This is a genomic window from Aquimarina sp. AD1 (assembly GCF_003443695.1).
Lineage (GTDB): Bacteria > Bacteroidota > Bacteroidia > Flavobacteriales > Flavobacteriaceae > Aquimarina > Aquimarina latercula.
Genome location: NZ_CP031966.1, coordinates 3307338 through 3327988 on the forward strand (window position 1 = coordinate 3307338; position 20651 = coordinate 3327988).

General features: G+C 32.2%; 16 protein-coding genes. 11 read left to right on the forward strand and 5 right to left on the reverse strand.

The window, feature by feature from the left end:
• Positions 1-100 precede the first annotated feature (100 nt).
• Positions 101-2152: a glycoside hydrolase family 65 protein gene (locus D1815_RS14275; RefSeq protein WP_118387771.1), complete on the forward strand. Its 2052-nt coding sequence runs from the start codon at positions 101-103 to the stop codon at positions 2150-2152.
• 2 nt (positions 2153-2154) lie between these two features.
• Here the strand turns inward: D1815_RS14275 and D1815_RS14280 are convergent, their stop codons facing one another.
• The 4 genes from D1815_RS14280 to bglX form a co-directional block, all read right to left on the reverse strand.
• Complete coding sequence (locus tag D1815_RS14280) at positions 2155-3168, reverse strand: LacI family DNA-binding transcriptional regulator (protein WP_027394953.1); 1014 nt, start codon at positions 3166-3168, stop codon at positions 2155-2157.
• A gap of 21 nt (positions 3169-3189) precedes the next feature.
• Complete coding sequence (locus tag D1815_RS14285; protein ID WP_118387773.1) at positions 3190-5976, reverse strand: LuxR C-terminal-related transcriptional regulator; 2787 nt, start codon at positions 5974-5976, stop codon at positions 3190-3192.
• Between the two features lie 138 nt (positions 5977-6114).
• On the reverse strand, positions 6115-8388 hold the full coding sequence (locus D1815_RS14290) for a glycoside hydrolase family 3 N-terminal domain-containing protein (RefSeq protein WP_118390015.1): 2274 nt from the start codon (positions 8386-8388) through the stop codon (positions 6115-6117).
• A gap of 3 nt (positions 8389-8391) precedes the next feature.
• Positions 8392-10641, reverse strand: coding sequence for a beta-glucosidase BglX (gene bglX / locus D1815_RS14295; protein WP_051336335.1), 2250 nt, complete (start codon positions 10639-10641; stop codon positions 8392-8394).
• A 719-nt stretch (positions 10642-11360) separates the two neighbouring features.
• On the opposite strand from bglX, the gene D1815_RS14300 reads away from it, so the two are divergent.
• The 7 genes from D1815_RS14300 (at position 11361) to arsM (ending at position 16529) form a co-directional block, all read left to right on the forward strand.
• Positions 11361-11696, forward strand: a complete 336-nt coding sequence (locus tag D1815_RS14300; RefSeq protein WP_027394949.1) for an arsenosugar biosynthesis-associated peroxidase-like protein — start codon at positions 11361-11363, stop codon at positions 11694-11696.
• A gap of 60 nt (positions 11697-11756) precedes the next feature.
• Positions 11757-12812 carry an arsenosugar biosynthesis radical SAM (seleno)protein ArsS gene (arsS, locus tag D1815_RS14305; RefSeq protein ID WP_118387775.1) on the forward strand — a complete coding sequence of 352 codons (1056 nt, stop codon included), beginning with the start codon at positions 11757-11759 and terminating at the stop codon, positions 12810-12812.
• Positions 12813-12814: 2 nt separating this feature from the next.
• A complete protein-coding gene (locus D1815_RS14310; protein WP_027394947.1) occupies positions 12815-13501 on the forward strand; it encodes a DUF2064 domain-containing protein in 687 nt (228 codons plus the stop codon).
• A gap of 109 nt (positions 13502-13610) precedes the next feature.
• Positions 13611-14111 (forward strand): rhodanese-like domain-containing protein, encoded by a 501-nt coding sequence (locus tag D1815_RS14315; protein ID WP_027394946.1) that lies wholly within the window; start codon positions 13611-13613, stop codon positions 14109-14111.
• Entirely contained in the window at positions 14111-14722 is a 612-nt protein-coding gene (locus D1815_RS14320; RefSeq protein WP_027394945.1) for a TIGR04282 family arsenosugar biosynthesis glycosyltransferase, read from the forward strand. The genes D1815_RS14315 and D1815_RS14320 overlap by 1 nt, the downstream gene beginning before the upstream one ends.
• Positions 14719-15531, forward strand: a complete 813-nt coding sequence (locus D1815_RS14325) for a purine-nucleoside phosphorylase (protein WP_118387777.1) — start codon at positions 14719-14721, stop codon at positions 15529-15531. Before D1815_RS14320 ends, D1815_RS14325 begins: the two co-directional genes overlap by 4 nt.
• A gap of 29 nt (positions 15532-15560) precedes the next feature.
• A complete protein-coding gene (arsM, locus tag D1815_RS14330; RefSeq protein ID WP_027394943.1) occupies positions 15561-16529 on the forward strand; it encodes an arsenosugar biosynthesis arsenite methyltransferase ArsM in 969 nt (322 codons plus the stop codon).
• Between the two features lie 54 nt (positions 16530-16583).
• Here the strand turns inward: arsM and D1815_RS14335 are convergent, their stop codons facing one another.
• The gene (locus tag D1815_RS14335) at positions 16584-17804 is read right to left on the reverse strand and encodes an NADH:flavin oxidoreductase/NADH oxidase family protein (protein WP_118387779.1); all 1221 of its coding nucleotides are present in this window, start codon (positions 17802-17804) and stop codon (positions 16584-16586) included.
• Positions 17805-18036: 232 nt separating this feature from the next.
• Here D1815_RS14335 and D1815_RS14340 point away from each other — a divergent pair, with 232 nt between their 5' ends.
• From D1815_RS14340 to D1815_RS14350, 3 genes are read left to right on the forward strand one after another with little or no spacing between them, the layout of a single operon-like run.
• A complete protein-coding gene (locus D1815_RS14340; RefSeq protein WP_035086196.1) occupies positions 18037-18750 on the forward strand; it encodes a DUF547 domain-containing protein in 714 nt (237 codons plus the stop codon).
• 27 nt (positions 18751-18777) lie between these two features.
• Positions 18778-19488, forward strand: a complete 711-nt coding sequence (locus D1815_RS14345; RefSeq protein ID WP_118387781.1) for a TIGR04283 family arsenosugar biosynthesis glycosyltransferase — start codon at positions 18778-18780, stop codon at positions 19486-19488.
• Positions 19489-19512: 24 nt separating this feature from the next.
• Complete coding sequence (locus D1815_RS14350; RefSeq protein ID WP_118387783.1) at positions 19513-20628, forward strand: AraC family transcriptional regulator; 1116 nt, start codon at positions 19513-19515, stop codon at positions 20626-20628.
• Positions 20629-20651 lie beyond the last annotated feature (23 nt).

A 20651-nucleotide genomic window follows, 5' to 3' on the forward strand; every position in this document is an offset into this window, starting at 1 on the left:
ATTTAAACATCTGATCTTAATTTTTAAATCTTGTTTAGTAAATTGAGTAAATCATTTATTATAAAATACTTATAACTCAATTTATTAAAATCACCGCATTATGCAATTTAAGATTTCATCAAATTCACTTATTTTAATTTTATTACTTCTTTTTATTCTTAACCCTGTCAATGCTCAAAAAGAGGGATGGGCATTAACCACCAAGGAAAACTCAAATTACACTGGTATCGTAGCAGCAAATGGAAGAATTGGTATTTTACCATCTTCAAATATATTAGCAACTGACAAAGTAATTCTAAACAATGTCTATGATAAAGAATCACCTCTTGGAGTTAGTAGAATTCTATTAGGAATGAATTTTGGAAATCTTGATCTATACATCAATAACACGAAGTTAGATAATGATAATATTAGCAACTGGAGACAAACGTTAAATATGAAAGAAGCCAGCTTCACTACCACATTTAACTACAACTCTATCGCAGAAGTATCATACACTATATATGCTCTAAGAAATGTCCCATATTCAGGTTACATCGATTTTGAAATAAAATCATCCGAAAACATTAATTTTAAAGCGATCGGAAAAATTAATACTCCCAAAGAATATAAAAACCCTTTAAGTACTTTTAGAATATTAAAAGACGCAGAAACAACCATGCCAATTCTACAAACAGTCGCTAAAAGTAGATTAGGCAAACACACGGTTGGAACTTCGGCTACTTTTATATGGCACGACATTAACTCTGGAAAAGAAAATCAGCGCCCTAAACTAACACATAATAAAATCTCTGAATACGATAACCAATTATCTTTTGAAAAAAAACTATCCAAAGGAGAAAATTACAAATTCGCTTGGACCGCCGCTCAATGCTCCACTCAAGATTTTTTTGATCCTCAAAGTGAAAGTGAACGCTTTGTAATTTTCAACTTATTAACTCCTAGAAAAGATCTATTAACTCAACACAAAAAATTATGGAACGATTTATGGCAAGGTGATATCATTATTGAAGGAGATTTGCAATCGCAACTTGATGTTCGATTAGCTTTGTATCATTTATATGCATTTTCCAGAGGTGATTCCGACCTTAGTATTGCTCCAATGGGGTTAAGTTCACAAGGGTATAATGGCCATATTTTTTGGGATACAGAATTATGGATGTATCCACCATTATTAGTATTAAATCAAGATATTGCTCGCTCTCTAGTAAACTACAGATCCGATAGATTGGATGTAGCAAAAAGAAAGGCTATTAATTTTGGATATAAAGGAGCAATGTTTCCTTGGGAAAGTGATGATACAGGAGAAGAAGCTACTCCTCCTTGGGCATTAACAGGAACCTTTGAACATCATATCACTGCAGATATTGGAATTGCTTTCTGGAACTATTATCGAGTAACTAAAGATAAAAAATGGCTAAAGAAAAGAGGTTATCCACTATTAAAAGAAGTTGCTGATTACTGGGTAAGTCGTGCCACCAAAAATATCGATGGTTCGTTTTCGATTAAAAACGTAGTAGGGGCTAATGAATTTGCATCTAATATTGACGACAATGCATTTACCAATGGATCCGCAATAACTTGCCTGCAATATGCTTCACTTGCAGCCATTGAAATTGGCATTACTCCAAATAAGACCTGGAATAAGGTAGCAAATAAAATTATCATCCATAAGTTTAAAGACGGAACCACCAAAGAACACAGCACATACTCCGGAGATAGAATAAAACAAGCAGATGTTAATCTTTTATCGTATCCTCTTGACATCGTTACTGACAAAGAAACAATTTTAAAAGATTTATCTTATTATGAACCTAAACTTGCCGAAGAAGGACCGGCGATGGCTCAAAGCGTATTTGCTGTTATTTATGCTCGTTTAGGCGATGCAGAAAATGCTTTCAGGCTTTTTAAACGAAGTTATGAACCAAATAAAAGACCTCCTTTTGGAGCATTAGCAGAAGCTGCTACAAGTAACAACCCATATTTTGCAACTGGAGCGGGAGGAATGTTACAAACTGTTATTTTCGGTTTCGGAGGACTACATCTTACAGATAACGGAATTATCCAAAAAAAACCAATATTACCAGCTGCTTGGAAAAAATTAACGATTACTGGAGTTGGTCCAGAAAAGAAAACATTTATAATTGAATAACACTAATTAGTAGAATCCCTTAGTATCAGCGAGGTATTAACGATCTCTGTATTGGATTTATAATTATTTTCTGAGGTGTCCGATATTCTATCAAGCAGCATTTTTGCTGCTTTCGACCCTAACTCTTCTGCGTGCTGAGAAACTGTAGTTAATTTAGGATATGAATGCTTAGATAATATACCATCTGTAAAGCCAATTACAGAGATTTCATCTGGGATCTTATATCCTAACTTATTGGACATATTTATTGCAACAGCAGCAGCAGTTTCATCCAATCCGAGTACTGCATCTATTTTATTATTTTTAATAAAAGATTCTATCTCTTTTTCTTCTGTTTCAATATTTTTTACTGGCAGTTCTATTAAAGTAACCCCATCATTTACTGAAACTTCTTCTCGAGCACCTTCTAACCTTAGTCTACCAACACTAAGATCAAAAATAGTTGATATTACAGCTATGTTTTTACATCCCGTCTTTATCAAATGTTTAATTGCTGTTTTTGAAGCATGCTTATCATCAACGATCACTTTATCACAATCCACTTCACCACTTACCCGATCAAACATGATTAATGGCACATTATCTCTTTTTAAATCTTTAAAATGATCAAATTTATTAAGCATTTGCGTCTCCTTACTTAGCGCTAGGATAAAACCATCAACACTACTGTAGTTAAGCATTTCTACATATTCGACCTCTTTTTCATAAGATTCATTTGTTATACAGGTAACTATTTTATATCCATTTTTAGACGCCTCTTGTTCAATACCAAATAAAACCTTAGCATAAAAATGGTTAAGAATCTCTGGCAACAGAACACCAATCGTATTGGTTTTATTACTTTTTAAGCTTACCGCTAGCGCATTAGGCTTATAATTATAAAAATTAGCAAGCTCATGAACTCTATTGATGGTTTTCTGACTTATTTCTGAATCATTTTTTAATGACTTAGACACTGTGGAAATAGACAAGTTCAATTCTTTTGCCAGCTGTTTTAGGGTAACCTTTTTTCTCATGACCTTAATGATTAGAAATCCTTACTTAAGACTTATAAGGATATTAGTCAAATTATCCTTGGAGCCTAAATTAAGCTTTTTTCTTAATCTATGCCTGCTTACATCGACACTTTGTGAACTAATTCCTAATAACGGTGCAATTTCTTTTGAAGAAAGGTTCATTTTTAAGTACGCACATAACCTTAAATCCTTTGAAGTAAGGTTAGGATAATTTTTCGAAAGTTTTTCGTAAAATTCTTGATGTGATTTATCAAAATTAATCTCGAACAGCTTACTTTCTTTATCTGTAATATAATAGTCTACTAATCTAACCAACTCATTATAGCTATTAGTTGGAAGTTTTTGATCAGAAGCATTTTGTACCTTAACAATTTTGTCTTTTATTTTCTTTAAAATTTTATTTTTATTAAGGTTAACATATGCAATTTGAGTTAACTCTCTACTCTTAGCTTTTATCTCATCTTGAAGCTTAGAGTTATTCAATTCAATAATCTTATGTTCTTGTTCTAATTTCTGAGCGCGATGCTCTTCTTCTTGTTTTTTAAGTTTTCTAGCTTTTTCTTCTAACAGAATTCGCTCTTGCTTTTTCATTTTATACCGATTAATTCCTATAACCGAAATAACTAGTAATAAAAACAACAACAGATATAAAAGATATGCCCAATTTGTTCTATAAATAGGTGGCTTTATGGTGAAACTAAAATTACTTTCTCTAAAGTCTCCATTATATTTGGCTCTAATCTTAAAGGTGTAATCTCCTTCTTTAAGATTAAACAATGTTTTTTCAGTTGCAGTAGTATTTTCACTCCATTCGTTATCGTTTAAACGAGTTTGATATTCGATTTCTTGACCATAGATAGGTAATGCATAATTAATTTTAAGATCATTATCTGAAAAAGGTATTTTATCATCAAAATTATACGACTTACCACTATTAACAGAAACAAAATTTCTGATTAAAATTTCACTCTTAATACCTTCTTTAATTGTTTTTTTATTCTTAGAATACATAGCAAAACCATTAAAAACAGGTATAACTTTATGAGCATTACTTAAGGAAAAAACATTAACTACATCCGGAACAAGTTGATCTTCTAATTCATGAAGCACCGTTAATCCCTGCGAATCCTCTACAACGACTTTATCATTATCTAAATACCAAGTTTCATCTCCTTTTTTATAGATACGAGGCGCATACCCTCTATCAACTCCTATCTCGGATTTCTTGAAGTTATTAGTATTTTCTGAATAAGTGTAAGAATAAAAATTAGATGTAATTACAATCTTATTTTCCACTTTAGAAAGTGATAATCTGTTTCCATCAAAATCACTTATAGGATAAAAACCAAGCTTTTTTAATTGTTTATTTTCATAATCTAAATTAAACTTGAAAACACCATTACTCCCTAATGCAATCCAGACATTATTGTTTTCATCCACTTCTAGATAACGTCCTGACTTTTCGAATCCTGCTAATTTATAACCTTCCCATTCTCCATTTTTCTTTTGATACAAAGAAACTCCGTTATAATTTCCAGATATTAAAGATTCCTCTTGTTCGGAAATCCTAAATTTTCTAAAATTCCAAGCTCCTAAATCTTCACCCATTCTTGTCAGAACTTTACCTTCTAATGAATAAGCTCCTTTATCATGACCAACATATATTTTGTCATCAACCTTTTCTATATTCCAAACTTGGCCATTAAGTAACAACTCAAGTTCATCATTAGTATTAGAATTTATTTTATTCCCAACATACAAGCCTTGATTAGTTCCTAGGTAAGATAAACCTTCCTCTTTTACCACGGCATACGTAGTCCCAAGCTCTCCATAATAATCATAGTAATACGTAAGTGGAGAATTTAACTCTACATAATCCACTCCATAATCTAAGGCTAACCAAAGATTATCTTCATAATCCTGGTAAATAGAAAGAATTGTGTTGTTTTGCAACCCATTTCTTTTATTAATATTATGAGTTTCTCCAGAATTTAAATCTAACAAATACAGTCCGTTAGAAACCGTTCCCAATGCAATTCTATTATCCTTAAGTTTAAGAAAAGAAAATATCTGAGCTTTTTGAATATCATTAGAATCAGAAAAACTAATAGGTATCAATTGATCTCCCTGAAGTTTAAAAAGTCCCTTTGTATCTGTTATAATAATTAAATCTTGATTAACCTTTGTAACTCCAATGATATTCTCATTTATATCAGGATCACTTACTACAGGAATCAAATTGGTTTCTTCTAACCGAAAAATACCATATTTAAGATCATTAACATATATCTGATTATCTATGTTGTAACTCCACTTAAATCGATATGGAGCTGGGATTTTCGTAATAATATTCCCTTGATTAACATACAAATTCCTGAAAGTTTGAAAAACAATCTCTTTATTAATGAAATGAGTTCTCCAATACTCTTCAATATCTGCAGCAACATCTTTTTTGTTATTTCTTAAAGGTTGAATCTTATAATCTTCATAACCATTATTAATTAACATACCATGATGTCCATCTGCACCAAAATAAATAGTGTCTTTATTCTTAACAAATAAACTTCTATTTACCATTTCAGGATTTGTAGCTACTGATGTCCAATCGGTTCCATCAAACACCAAGACCTCATTCCCATTAGCTATATAAACTAAACCATTTTCATCCTGTTTAACATCCCAAGATTGAGCATTAAAACCCATATTCTTAGTATCATAGTGTGTTATTTTAGGAAGTGTTTTATCGCTTATAGACTGGGAAAAACCCGAAACAACTAAAAAGTAAAATATAATAGAAATACGACACATTAGACAAGTTTTTACATCAGTAAGCTTATCAAATATACCATTAAAATCTTAACACATTACACAAACTATACGTTTGTAAAATATTAATAAGCTATCAATATTCATTTTAAACAAAATGCAAATATTAAATCTTGATAATTATTTAAGCTCAAATTTTTTCTTTAAATCTCCAATACTAATTTCAAATTCTCCCGATTCAGCAATTGTTTCTAAACTCTCGTTTACAAAAGACAATTCGTCTTTTGTAATTGTAAAAGAAACTACCTTAGACTCTCCTGCATTTAAAGCTATTTTTTCGTATCCTTTTAAGGCGCGAACCTCTGGTGTAATACTAGCATAGAGATCACTAACAAACAAAAGCACAGCTTCTTTTCCTTTTCTATTTCCAGTATTAGTAACTTTTACAGATACTTTAATTGATCCATCTTGCGTCATTTGAGTAGCACTTAATGACAAATCACTATACTTAAAGCTAGTGTAAGACAACCCATCACCAAACTCATATTGCTGATCATAATCCGATTCATAATAATTTGGAACAGCGATATTATCAGAGTGTTTATGATTATAATTCACAAAAGCATGAGGGTGCTTAGGATAATTTATTGGTAATCTCCCAGATGGGTTTTCTAAACCAAACAATAAATCTACTAAAGCATCAGCTCCATAGTTTCCTGGTAAATACCCCATATAAACTGCATCTACTAGAGGTTCTATTTCATTAAAAATGATTGGTCTTCCTTCTAACAAAACAAGTATTATCTTCTTTCCGGTTTTAGCTAATGCTTTGGTTAATTCTATCTGATCCTTTGGCAACAGTATAGAATTTATATTTCCTGGAGTTTCTGTATAAGAATTCTCACCTAAACACAATAATATCACATCACTTTGTTTTGCGGCTTTCACAGCTTCATTAATGTTATTTTCTCCGTCAAAAGATACTCCTTGTATAAATGTAGTATTACCTGATTTTGTAAAAGCATCAGCAATAGTATTTTTATCTTTTGCATAATTATCAGCTTCACTACCCTGCCAATTATAAGACCATCCGCCATTAAGTGATCTCATTGTATTTGCAGTTGGTCCAGTAACCAATATTTTAGACTTTTCTGCTATAGGCAAAATATTATTGTTGTTTTTTAACAACGTGAAAGATTCTAGAGCTGCTTTTTTACTAACCTCAGCAAATTTCTTCGATCCAAAATCAGGGTATTTTTTGGGGTCCGTAACAGGGTTTTCAAACAACCCTAATTGCATTTTAACTTTTAATATCCTGGAAACCGCATCGTTAATTGTTTCTTCAGAAACACTTCCTTCTTTCACTAATTCCACTAATAATTCCGAAAACTCAAAATCATGTGGAACCATACTCATATCTATACCAGCATTAACTGATATCTTAATAGCATCTTTAATTGTTTCTGCAACTTTATGTCTAGTATGTAGATAGTTAATATCCGCCCAATCTGTAACAGCAATACCTTGAAAACCTAATTCACCTCTAAGCACATCTGTCAATAAAAATTTACTAGCGTGTACTGGAACTCCATTAATTTCTCCAGAATTAATCATTAACGTTACTGATCCTGCATCTACAGCTTCTTTAAACGCAGGTAAAAAATACTGTCTTAGTTCTCTCTCTGGTATCCAAGCTGGTGTTCGATCCTTGCCAGAAAGTGGAACACTATATCCTAGATAATGTTTCATACAAGAGGCAACCGTATTAGGATCTCCAAGAGTTCCTTGATAACCTTCTACCATGGCAACACCCATTGTTTTGCCTAAGTAAACATCTTCTCCAAATGTTTCCCACAACCTAGGCCACAACGGATTTCTTCCTAATCCTAAAACAGGAGAGAAATTCCAAGGTATTGAGGATGCTCTAGTTTCATATGCAGAAATTTTTGCCGCTTCTCTTACCAAATCTTTATTAAATGTTGCTGCCAATCCTATCTGTTGTGGAAACAACGTTGCTCCGATAGTATAATTTACTCCATGAATTGCATCAATCCCATAAATAATAGGAATCTGTCTAGGAGTTTTAGCCGCTTCATCTTGGAAAGTTTTAATGGTTTTATACCAATCTTGTCTAGATAACGGTACTCCCGGAGTATTAAGTATTGAGCCTACCTTGTAAGTATGAATAGCTTTATGAACTAATGCAGAATCTAACTCATAGGGTTGTGCCGAACTAAACTGATTGTCGCCTTTGGTAACCACATCGAGTGTGATTTGTGTCATTTGCCCCACCTTTTCTTCCAGAGTCATTTCTGACAGTAATGAAGCTACTTTGTTATCTATCTCTGTATTCATTGCAGGAGTTTCTCTCACCGATTCCTTTTTCTTTTTATTAACTTCAGAATCACAACTGATTACTATTAGTACCAGCACTATTATATATAATTTTCGCATCATTTATTTTTTAAAAGAAAAATCAATTTCTAAATCTGTTTTTGAACTACCTCCAACGAATACTTTAAAATCTCCAGGTTCTGCCTCCCACTTCTTATTGGCAGTATAAAACTGAATTGTTTTTTCATCAATTTTAAAAGTTACCGTCTGACTTTCTTTAGGATTTAATTCTACTATTTTAAAGTCTTTTAATTCTTTAACCGGACGCGTTAAACTTCCAAATAAATCTCGAATATAAAGCTGAACTACTTCTTTCCCTTTTCGTTCACCTGCGTTAGTAACTGTCACAGAGACCGACAAATCTCCTCCTGTAGTAAAAGATGACGAACTTATTTTAAAGTCTTTATATTTAAACTTAGTATAGCTTAATCCATGTCCGAAAGAGAATAATGCGTCATTCTTTTCATCAGTATAATGCGACCAAAACACCATTCCATCGGCATTAACTGGTCTTCCTGTATTCTTTACATTATAGTATATAGGTAATTGCCCAACATGTCTAGGAAAAGAGACCGGTAATTTACCAGAAGGATTATAATCTCCAAATAACACATCAGCAATTGCACTCCCTGATGTTGAACCTAAATGCCATGTCTCTAAGATAGAAGGTGCTTTTTCTGCCACATTAGAGATTGCCATAGGCCGACCATTCATAAGTACAACAACTATATTTTTGTTTACAGCATAAATCTCTTTGAATAATTTTTGCTGCGGTTTTGTTAATTCAATACTTACTTGACTTCTTGCCTCTCCAGATTGAAAAGCTTCCTCTCCAATAGCTAAGACTACAACCTCTGCATCTTTAGCCGCTTTTACTGCTTCTTCAATACCCCTAAAATCTTCTCTATTCACTTTTAAGTCTCTCACAAAACTCCTTTCACCTACACCTAATTCAACTCCTTTTGCATACGATATCTTAGTAGTTTTTTCTACTGCAGATTTAATCCCTTCTAAAAGAGACACCGCAGAATTAGGTGTTGCCATACCTCTCCAACTTCCTATAGGAGTATCCTTATCATCAGCCAACGGACCTATTACAGCAATACTTTTTATGTTTTTTTTAAGTGGTAGAATATTCTTATCATTCTTAAGCAAAACAATAGATTTTCTTGCTACATCTCTAGCCACTTCTAAATGCTCCTTAGTATAAATGTCTTTTTTCTCACGATTTTCATCACAATATTTAAATGGGTCATCAAATAACCCTAATTTAAACTTAACTCTAAGTATTCGCTTAGCGGCCTCTTCAATTAATTTTTCATCGACCTTTCCTTGTTTTACTAACTGCTCTAAACCTGCTTCATAAGCTCTACCTTCCATATCCATATCATTACCAGCCTTCATTGCTAATTCTGCCGCATGTGTTTTATCCTTTGCGTATCCATGAAATATCATTTCTGCAATAGAAGCCCAATCCGAAACTATAAATCCATCCCAATCCCAGGTTTTCTTAAGAATATCTCTCTGTAATCCTTTATGTCCTGTTGCTGGTATACCATCAATTTCATTAAATGAACTCATCATAGAAGCAACGCCTGCATCCACAGCAGCCTTAAATGGAGGCAACACAGTATTATGTAATTCATACTCTCCAATACTTACTGTATTATAATCTCTACCACCTTCTGCGAATCCATATGCAGCAAAATGCTTAGCGCAAGCCGCTAGTGTATTATTCTTAGACAAATCATCTCCCTGAAAACCTTCAATTCTAGCAACCGCAATCTTAGAAGCTAAAAAAGGATCTTCTCCAGCTCCTTCCATAACCCTACCCCAACGAGCATCTCTAGAAATATCCATCATTGGCCCAAATGCCCAATTTATTCCAGAAGCTGTTGCTTCTTTTGCTGCTATAGACGAAGATTTCGTTATTGCCTCTAGATCCCAACTTGCACTTTCTCCTAAAGGAATTGGAAAAATAGTTTTAAAACCATGGATCACATCATACCCAAAAAGTAATGGAATTTTTAACCTCGAATTTTCAATAACCGTTTTCTGTAATTCCTTAGTTCCCGCTACAGAAGTAGCATTAAGCATTGCTCCCACTTCACCATTTCTAAGTTTTTCATATTTTTCTTTATTTCCTACATCAGAAGGTGGACCCGTTACATCCCAGCTTCCATTATATAATACAAGCTGACCAATTTTTTCTTTTAGCGTCATAATAGCTATCAAAGAATCTACTTTCTTTTCTATACGATCAGAAGATTCTTTTTCCTTCTTATTTTGGGAGAAACTATATTTCGGTATCATTAAAAAAAGCCCCACTATAACTAAACCTACACCCCTAAAGTTATATTTTTTACAATCCTTCACTATACTTATCTTTTAATTTTTAGCAATAAATGTATTTACAATTCTATCTTTCAAATCTTCTTAATAAATATTTACTTAAAAACACTATGAAGAGTAAATAAATATTTTAGATTTTTTGTTGTCAATATTGATAAAGCTACAACATTACATTGTATTTTAAACTAATCTATCAATCTTAACATTCTATGTACATGTAATAAACATGGAATGTTGTAAATTCAAAAATATCTAAAAAAATATCTGTAAATCAGTTGTTTATGTTTTTAAAGTGTTAAAATTTTAAAAAGAAGTAATATCTAGGAAATCAAACCTAATATAGATTAAATAAATATTTTATCTAAAACCACTTTATAGTTTCTATTAACAATAGTATACTTTTTATAAAACAAAACAGCACCTTAATATCTTAACAAGTAAAGTCAAAAACCTCTAAAAATGAAAACAGATTAAAACATTATTGGTTTTTAAAACAATTTGTTTTTATAAGCTGACTGTAAATATTTTATAACAAAAACACTTAATTATTTAACATTAACTTTTATTTTATCTTCATAATGTTGACTTTAGTCTTTATTAAATAATTTGAGATTTATTGTAAGTTTTGATTCTTATTGCACGACTAATAGTAAATGCTTGTAACTTAAAAACGACAACATATGTCTAAAACATATTATGATCCTGCGGATCTTAGAAAATTTGGAAAAATAACTGAATGGAGTGAAGAGCTAGGAACAAAATTCTTTGATTATTACGGAAAAGTTTTTGAAGAAGGTGCACTATCCGCTAGAGAGAAATCTTTAATAGCACTTGCTGTTTCGCACGTGGTAAAATGTCCTTATTGCATTGATGCTTACACTAAGGATGGACTTCAAAAAGGTATAACCAAAGAAGAAATGATGGAAGCAGTCCATACCGGAGCCGCCATAGAAAGTGGTGCAACTTTGGTACACGGCGTACAAATGATGAATAAATATGAAAAACTATCGATGTAAAATGTTTACTATAAATATGGTAATCTTATAACGCGGTATTATCAATGATAAAAATAATATATGGCTACTAAGTCACTCAAAAATAGAAATAACGAACTAGCAGACTCTCACAGACAATTAGAAATTCTAAATAATGGAATTTTTGCTAATGGAGAATTACCTAAGTTTGCAGATAAAATTGCAGAAATTGGACATAATTCACTGCGTCCCAATAAATTAGAAATTCTACAGATCAATGTAGGATATATGTGCAATCAAGTCTGTGAACATTGTCATGTGGATGCGGGACCTGATCGTAAAGAAATTATGACCAAAGAAACTATGCTACAATGCTTAGAAGTCATAAGAAAAACGGGGGCACACACATTAGATCTCACAGGTGGAGCGCCCGAAATGAATCCTAATTTTAGATGGTTTGTCGAGGAAGCAAGTAAAGCAGGAATTAAGGATTTTATCGTACGTAGTAATTTAACTATCATTAGAGCGAATAAAAAATACTATGACCTCCCCGATTTCTTTAAAAAACATAATGTGCATGTCGTTTCTTCCATGCCGCATTGGACCAGAGGAAAAACTGACAAACAACGTGGAGATGGAGTTTTTGATAAATCCATAAAAGCACTGCAAGAACTTAACGAACGAGGATATGGGATGCCAGACAGTGGTCTTAGATTAGATCTAGTTTATAATCCTTCTGGTGCCTTTTTACCAGGTGATCAAGCATCTATGGAAAAAGAATTTAAAAAAGCTCTTATAGAAGATTTTGGAATTCACTTTCATAATTTGTTTGCAATTACTAATTTACCGATCAGTAGATTTCTGGATTATTTAATTGCTTCTGAAAATTATGAAGATTATATGTACGCATTAGTAGAAGCTTATAATCCGTCGGCCGTAGCAAATGTAATGTGTACCAATACTATTTCTATTAGTTGGGATGGTTGGTTATATGATTGTGATTTTAACCAAATGCTAGATCTTAAAGTAGCTAGTAAAGTAAAGCATATTAGCGAGTATAATGAAGAATTACTCCAAAATAGAAATATTATTATCTCACAACACTGTTATGGCTGTACTGCCGGAGCTGGAAGTAGTTGTCAAGGGACTGTAGCATAAATATGAATAAAAAAACTGCCATATTAGTTTTTGCAAACTCTTCTAAAGAAGAGCTTCTAAACAAACCTATTATTGGTGGTGAAAAACTATTTGCTGAACTTACTAAAAAAACACTAAGGGTAGTAGAAAGCTCAGGACTTCCTTTTTTTATATTTACAGAAAAAAATCAAAATGGCAGTAATTTCGGAGAACGTTTTGTGAATGCAATTCAAGACACTTATGCACTTGGATATGAAAATGTAATTACAATAGGAAACGACACTCCTCACCTTAATAAAAACCATTTATTAGATAGTGCTAAACAACTTGAAAATAAAAAATTTGTTTTAGGTCCATCTTCCGATGGAGGATTTTATCTAATGGGATTGCATAAATCTCAATTCAATCTAAGTACTTTTTTAGAACTTCCATGGCAATCAAAAAAACTAGCTAAGAGTTTATCAATTATGATAAATACTTCAAAAATTGAAGTGACTAGACTCGAAGTTTTACATGATATTGATTCACTTGAAGATCTAAAAATTATAGCTAAGCTAAGTACTAAGTTCTCTAGAATTCTTACAACTATAATATCTCAGATTGTAAATACAAAAAAAGAGATATTCGATCGGAGTAAACAACTAAAAGACATTTATCTACTCTCCTCTTTTTACAATAAAGGATCACCTTCTTTCAGGGCTTACGTTTAATTAATTATTACTCTAGCCTTCTCTTCATAAAAAAGTTGTCAATAACTTTTAGAAAACAAGTCCATATTTAATAATACAATGTAATGTTACGGCAGGTAACATATGTTATATGAAAACAATAATTGTAGTACTAACTTTTATTATATCACCATTTTTGGTTTTTAGTCAGAATTCGCTTAAAGAATTACTTGACCAATATAATAATGAAAGTATTCCATACATCTCAGTAAAAGAATTAAGTACCATAAAAGACAAAGTTATTTTATTAGATGCAAGGGAAATTATTGAATACGAAACAAGTCATCTAAAAGGAGCTATACATGTAGGGTATGATCAATTTAACATGGATTTCTTATCAGATCAAAACATTCCTAAAAAATCTAAAATTGTTGTTTACTGCAGCTTAGGAATACGATCAGAAGATATCTCAGAAAAACTAAAAGAAGCAGGTTACAATAATATATATAATTTATATGGAGGGATCTTTGAATGGAAAAATAAGGATCATAAAGTAATTAATGCTAAAGGAGAAGAAACAAACCAAATACATGCATTTTCCAGACAATGGGGGAAATGGTTACATAAAGGAAAAAAAGTATATAAAAAGTGATGGAAAAGAACCTATTAATGATCTTTACTCGAAATCCAGAATTAGGTAAGTGCAAAACTCGCTTAGCTGCTACTATAGGAAATCAAGCCGCTCTAGAGGTTTATGAGCTATTATTAGATCATACCGTAACTATTACCAAAAATCTTTCGGTTACAAAAGAAGTACATTATTCCACAAGAATTGGCCAAAACGATATTTGGGATCCAACCATATATAATAAAAAACAACAAGAAGGAAAAGATCTTGGAATTAGAATGTACAACGCTTTCCAAAACGGTTTTGAATCGGGATATACAAACATAATCATAATAGGCAGTGATATGTACGATCTAAGTCAGCATGATATAGAAAATGCTTTCGAAGCTCTAAAAAATAATGAGTATGTAATAGGTCCCGCAGAAGATGGAGGTTATTATTTATTCGGAATGAAATCTTTGAATTCAAAAGTTTTTCAAAATAAATCCTGGGGGACAAATACAGTATTACAAAATACATTAAACGATATACAACAAACTAACGTCAAATTATTAGAAGAACGTAATGATGTAGATTATTATGAAGATATCAAAGACATCTCCGTTTTTCAACATTTATTAAGCTTAGCAAAATGATTAAATACATTAAAGAAACAACTGAATACTTACAACAAAAAGGGTTTGAAAATCCTGAAATAGGTATCATATTAGGAACAGGTCTAGGGCAGTTATTAGAACAAATAGAGATTCTCAAAGAAGTAAGCTACAATCACATCCCTAATTTCCCAACAGCTACAGTAGAATTTCATAAAGGAAAACTAATTTATGGAAAACTAGAAGGTAAAAATGTAGTAGTGATGCAAGGTCGTTTTCATTTATATGAAGGATACTCGCTACAAGATGTGACATATCCAGTGCGAATTATGAATGAATTAGGAATCAAAACACTTCTTGTTTCTAATGCCTCTGGGGCCATTAATTTAAACTTCAAAAAAGGAGAATTAATGCTTATAGAAGACCACATAAACCTTCAGGGAGGTTCCCCGTTAGCATTTAAAGGTGTTGAGCAATTAGGAACACGTTTTACAGATATGAGTGCTCCTTATGATCAAAAGATCAGTAATAAACTGGAAGTAATAGCAAAAGAGAATAACATCAACTTACATAAAGGTGTATATGCATCTGTAGTTGGCCCACAGCTAGAAACTCGTGCAGAATATCGTTATTTAAAAATAATTGGTGCGGATGCTGTTGGTATGAGTACTGTTCCAGAAGTAATTGTAGCTAATCATTTAGAAATGAATGTTGCAGCTGTATCTGTTCTTACTGATGAATGTGATCCTGATAATCTAAAACCAGTTGATATCGATGAGATTATTGCGATGGCTGGAAAAGCTGAACCAGAAATGATTCTTTTATTTAAAGAATTAATAAAGTCATTATAAAAAACCCCACTTTAAAAAGAAAAAAGAATATGAGTTATTTAGAAACCACACACGATGTATATAAAGAAGCAGCATTGACTCCGGATATAGGATTATGTTGTACTACAAATCCTATTTGGGAATTACCTGGATTAAAAATTCCAAAAATCATGCAGGAAATGAATTATGGTTGCGGAAGTACTGTAAATGCTCGTGATTTAACTAATAATCCAAAAGTTTTATATGTCGGTGTTGGAGGAGGAATGGAATTATTACAATTCTCATATTTCTCACGCCAAAAAAGTGGTGTAATCGGTATTGATGTAGTTCAAGAAATGTTAGATGCTTCTCATAAAAACTTTAAAGAGGCTGAAGAACAAAATGAATGGTTTAATAGTGATTTTGTAGATCTAAGATTTGGTGATGCACTAAATCTTCCGGTAGAAGATAATAGTATTGATGTAGCTGCCCAAAATTGTTTATTCAATATTTTTAAGGCAGAAGATCTAAAAAAAGCAATTGAGGAGATGTATCGGGTATTAAAACCTCATGGTAGATTAGTAATGAGTGACCCTACCTGTGAACAACCAATGAATGATACGCTTAGAAATGATGAACGATTAAGAGCGCTATGTCTTAGTGGTAGTCTACCAATTGCAGAATATGTAAAAGCATTGACCGATGTTGGTTTTGGAACTATAGAAATTAGAGCTCGTAAACCATATCGTATTCTAGATCCTAAAAATTATGAAACGGAAGAACTAATCTATATAGAATCTATAGAAGTAGCTGCAATCAAAGATCCAATGCCAGAAGATGGGCCTTGTATCTTTACAGGGAAAGCAGCTATTTATTATGGTGATGAAGATTATTTTGATGATAAAAAAGGACATGTTCTACTAAAAAATCAACCAATCGCAATTTGCGACAAAACTGCTGGCGCGCTTGCTGATTTAGGAAGAAATGATATTTATATTAGTGAATCCACATATCACTACGATGGTGGTGGATGTTGCTAATACAATAAAATCATAAATTATATCCCTAAAACAATGGTTTTAGGGATATTTCTTTTAAAACAACTTTTTTATCATTGCTTTTTTGAATTCATATAAAATCAAAAACATTGAGCACCATAAAGGGTTCATAGTAGTTTTCAAACCTTTGCCTTTAGAAAATCTTATAATCTGTCTGGCATAAAAACCACCTTCTGCTGCATCCTCAAATTGTTTTAAACCAGTCCTTAGAACTAGGTTCTTAAGATCCGGTAATTCACCTTTTAGGAATTTTGGAATATCTTCTCTATTTGTTATAAATGGCCTCGCCATACCAACTAGATCTACCTCTCCATTGATCAAAACTTCATTACAAAAATCATACGATCTAAAACCTCCTGTAATCATTAAGGGTAATTTACTAATAGCCCTAATCTTCTTAGCAAAATCAATAAAATAAGCCTCTCTTTGTTTAGTACTTTTCTTAAGTTCCGAGTCTTCTTCATTCATGGTAAAAAATGCTAGCTTCTCATAAGTTCCTCCCGATATTTCAAGTAAATCAATTTTTTCTTCGTCTAACATTTTTATTACTTCCAACGACTCTTCTTCTGTAAATCCACCTCTTTGAAAATCAGCAGAATTTAATTTTACAGAAATTGGAAAATCAACCCCAACTACGTTTCGAACCTCTCTAATAATAGTAAGCAATAAGCGACTTCGATTCTCGATACCACCTCCCCAACTGTCAGACCTAACATTAGTGTGAGGTGATAAAAACTGGCTTAATAAATACCCATGAGCAGAATGGATCTGAACTCCTGTAAAACCAGCTTCTTTGGCAATTCTAGCGGCATTCACAAAACGCTCAATTACATCCTGAATGTCTTTTTTAGTCATAGCTTTAGGTTTCCCAAAAAGCCCTAACTTTTTCAATTGCACTTCAGAAGGTGCTAAAGGACTATTCGTGCCAAACCTATTTGTTTGTCTTCCTGAATGAGAAATCTGCACCCATATATGATTCCCATTCTTTTTACCTTCTTGTGCCCAGGATCTTAATTTGGGAAGCATTTTTTCATCATCAAAACATACATTTCCTGCAGATTCTAGATGTTTTCGGTCTATAACCACATTACCTGTTATTAATAAACCCGCTCCAGTTTTGGACCAATCTCTATATAACCGCTCATGACCTTTTGTGGGTTCAAACTTGCTATTACTAATCCGCTCTGTCATTGCAGATTTTACTAATCTATTGCTCAATGTAACCCCACAAGGAAGTTTAAAACCTGTACTAATCATATAAAAATAGTTCGATTACAATAATACGGAATCAGCAACTAACCTGCAACGTAAAAAAAATAGCAATAACTATCTTTGTAAGGAGTGGCATAAACTTTGGACTAAGATCAAGTATTTAACGAATATTTAATATAGTATTGGTTATTTGGAAAACAAAAAACAAACAGAAGTTGAACCTACTTAACCATTTGTAAAAACACTTACATCTGGATATATTTAAAAGATTATAAAAATGAGAACCCCAAAAATATTTGTATTCATATTAATTACATTTTTCTCTTTTCAAACAAAAGCGCAACAAAAACTTGATCACGCTATTTGGGATCAAATTTTACTAATTAATGTTTCTGAAGACGGTAAAGTTGATTATAAAGGTTTTATGAGAGATAGCTCCCAACTTTATCAATATTTCACTTATCTCTCTGATAATCCACCAACATCTTCTTGGAGTAAAGAAGAAAAACTAGCGTATTGGATTAATGCATACAATGCGTATACTATAAAATTAATTATAGATAACTACCCTCTAAAAAGTATAAAAGACATTAAAGATCCATGGGGAAGACAGTTTTTTAAAATTAATGGAGTATTACATAGTTTAAACGAATTAGAACACAAGATTCTTAGAAAACTAGGAGATCCTAGAATCCACTTTGCTATTAATTGTGCTTCTTACTCTTGTCCTATTGTATGGAATAGAGCTTTTACTGCTGGAAATGTGGATAATGCGCTGGAAACATTAACCAAGAATTTCATTAATGACCCTAAAAGAAACACGATTACCGAAGAAGTAGTAGAAGTATCTAAAATCTTCAGCTGGTTCAAAAAAGATTTTAAAGTTGATGGTGAAGATGCGAAAGCGTTTATCAACAAATATTCAGAAGTTAAGATTGACAAACAAAAAAAGAAAGGATACAAGAAATACGATTGGAGTTTAAATGAGTAATTTTATATTTTAAATAATAGTTCCCTTTTGAAAATATCTATCATAATTCCTATTCTTAATGAAGCAGCTACAATTTGTAAGCTGCTTTCCCATTTGATACAAACTTCTTCCTCCCCAAATTTCATTAAAGAGATCATAGTAGTTGACGGAGGAAGTGTGGATGAATCTCGAAAAACTGTTACAGATTTCGCAAATACACAAAAAACATCTATTAAATTAGTATCTTCAGAGAAAGGTCGTGCTAAACAAATGAATACAGGAGCTGCAGCAGCTTCTGGTGAAATACTTTATTTCCTACACGCAGATTCTTTTCCTCCTGATGGCTATGATAAGGATATTATCCAACAAATTCATGGAGGCAATGAAGCCGGTTGTTTTAGAATGAAATTTGACTCTGAACATTGGTGGCTTCGATTCTTAGGTTGGCTCACTCAATTCGAAAGTAAGCGTTGTCGTGGAGGAGATCAAAGTCAATTCATTACAGCTTCATTATTTAAAGAAATAGATGGATATGATGAAGCTTATATCGTTTATGAAGATAACGATTTAGTAGACCGCCTTTTTGCTATTGATAAATTTGTTATCATCCCTAAATATGTTATTACTTCTGCAAGACGCTATAGAGAAGTAGGTGTTTGGCGATTACAATATCACTTTCTAAATATTCATATGAGAAGATGGCTAGGAGCTTCATCAGAAGATTTGTATCGATATTATAAGGAAAAAGTTGTTTCTTAAATCTTCTTCTTTATCTTTAATCCAGTGGAAACGTTAGAGATACTTTTGGTTATATTATTATGTATTGGTGCCATACAAGGAATCATTTTTGGTATTATTTTATGGCAAAAACATGGAATACACTACTTGGCTAATCGATTTCTTGCCACTATATTATTCTTTTTCTCTTATCGCCTAATTGTAGAGACCTTAAATATTTTTGGGCTAGGACGATATGATTTTTGGTATCATATACTATTAGAATACAATTGGATATATGGAACGCTTATATATTTTTTTATAAAAAGTTACGTTAATCCTAAGTTCAAATTTTTAAGAAAAGATTGGATTCACTTCCTTCCTGTACTAATAGAATTTACTTGGAGCTTTTTTATAAAAGCGCAAAACTTTTACTGGGATGGCACTCGGGAGAGCCTCTCTTGGTTAGGGTATTGGGGATATGTAGTATGGATGCATTACCCTACTATGTTTATTGTTTCTGGAGCACTAATTGTTTTTTATAGTATTAAAGCTGAAAAAATACTTAGTAATACAATACAAGTAGAAGGATATAAAATTCTTGAAGAAAAACTCGACTGGATAAAAAGAGTTGTTTTAGTAATGAAAATATTTTCTATCATTTATGTGGTTGGGATATTAATCGATTTTTTCTTCTTCAATTTTGCAAGTAATTTTTTCTACGGACACCCCGTATTTATAGGCATGGCAATTATTACCTATTGGTTAGGTTTAGAGGGTTTTGCTCGAAGAAAAGAAAGTGCGTTCAAACAAATTACAATCATTTCTGACAAAGAGAAAGAGCAGCTACAAAACATTCGTAAAACCTTAGAAATTAAAATGAAGGAGGAACAGCTTTTCAAAAATCCAGAGCTTACCCTAGCTTCATTGTCAAAGCAACTTTCTGTAAAACCGTATTTAGTCACTAGATGTTTAAATACAATCTACCAAAAAAAGTTTACTGATTATATAAACGAACTTCGTTTTAAAGAAGTAAAGAGATTACTTGATAATCCTAAAAATGATAATCTTACACTGCTGGCTTTAGCCTATGATGCTGGTTTTAATTCTAAAGCTTCATTTAACAGAACCGTTAAAAAAATTACAGGAAAACCTCCTAGCGCTCTAAAAACAAAGTTTTAAAAGTTTCAATTTTTTAATTGAAA

What these genes read in the sequence shown, in the direction of transcription:
- arsS (WP_118387775.1), top strand. Translation starts at nt 11,757, where the DNA reads ATGGCTACTAAGTCACTCAAAAATAGAAATAACGAACTAGCAGACTCT.
- D1815_RS14300 (WP_027394949.1), top strand. Translation starts at nt 11,361, where the DNA reads ATGTCTAAAACATATTATGATCCTGCGGATCTTAGAAAATTTGGAAAA.
- D1815_RS14280 (WP_027394953.1), bottom strand. Translation starts at nt 3,168, where the DNA reads ATGAGAAAAAAGGTTACCCTAAAACAGCTGGCAAAAGAATTGAACTTG.
- D1815_RS14335 (WP_118387779.1), bottom strand. Translation starts at nt 17,804, where the DNA reads ATGATTAGTACAGGTTTTAAACTTCCTTGTGGGGTTACATTGAGCAAT.
- D1815_RS14290 (WP_118390015.1), bottom strand. Translation starts at nt 8,388, where the DNA reads ATGCGAAAATTATATATAATAGTGCTGGTACTAATAGTAATCAGTTGT.
- D1815_RS14310 (WP_027394947.1), top strand. Translation starts at nt 12,815, where the DNA reads ATGAATAAAAAAACTGCCATATTAGTTTTTGCAAACTCTTCTAAAGAA.
- D1815_RS14320 (WP_027394945.1), top strand. Translation starts at nt 14,111, where the DNA reads ATGGAAAAGAACCTATTAATGATCTTTACTCGAAATCCAGAATTAGGT.
- D1815_RS14325 (WP_118387777.1), top strand. Translation starts at nt 14,719, where the DNA reads ATGATTAAATACATTAAAGAAACAACTGAATACTTACAACAAAAAGGG.
- D1815_RS14275 (WP_118387771.1), top strand. Translation starts at nt 101, where the DNA reads ATGCAATTTAAGATTTCATCAAATTCACTTATTTTAATTTTATTACTT.
- arsM (WP_027394943.1), top strand. Translation starts at nt 15,561, where the DNA reads ATGAGTTATTTAGAAACCACACACGATGTATATAAAGAAGCAGCATTG.
- D1815_RS14315 (WP_027394946.1), top strand. Translation starts at nt 13,611, where the DNA reads ATGAAAACAATAATTGTAGTACTAACTTTTATTATATCACCATTTTTG.
- D1815_RS14340 (WP_035086196.1), top strand. Translation starts at nt 18,037, where the DNA reads ATGAGAACCCCAAAAATATTTGTATTCATATTAATTACATTTTTCTCT.
- bglX (WP_051336335.1), bottom strand. Translation starts at nt 10,641, where the DNA reads ATGATACCGAAATATAGTTTCTCCCAAAATAAGAAGGAAAAAGAATCT.
- D1815_RS14285 (WP_118387773.1), bottom strand. Translation starts at nt 5,976, where the DNA reads ATGTGTCGTATTTCTATTATATTTTACTTTTTAGTTGTTTCGGGTTTT.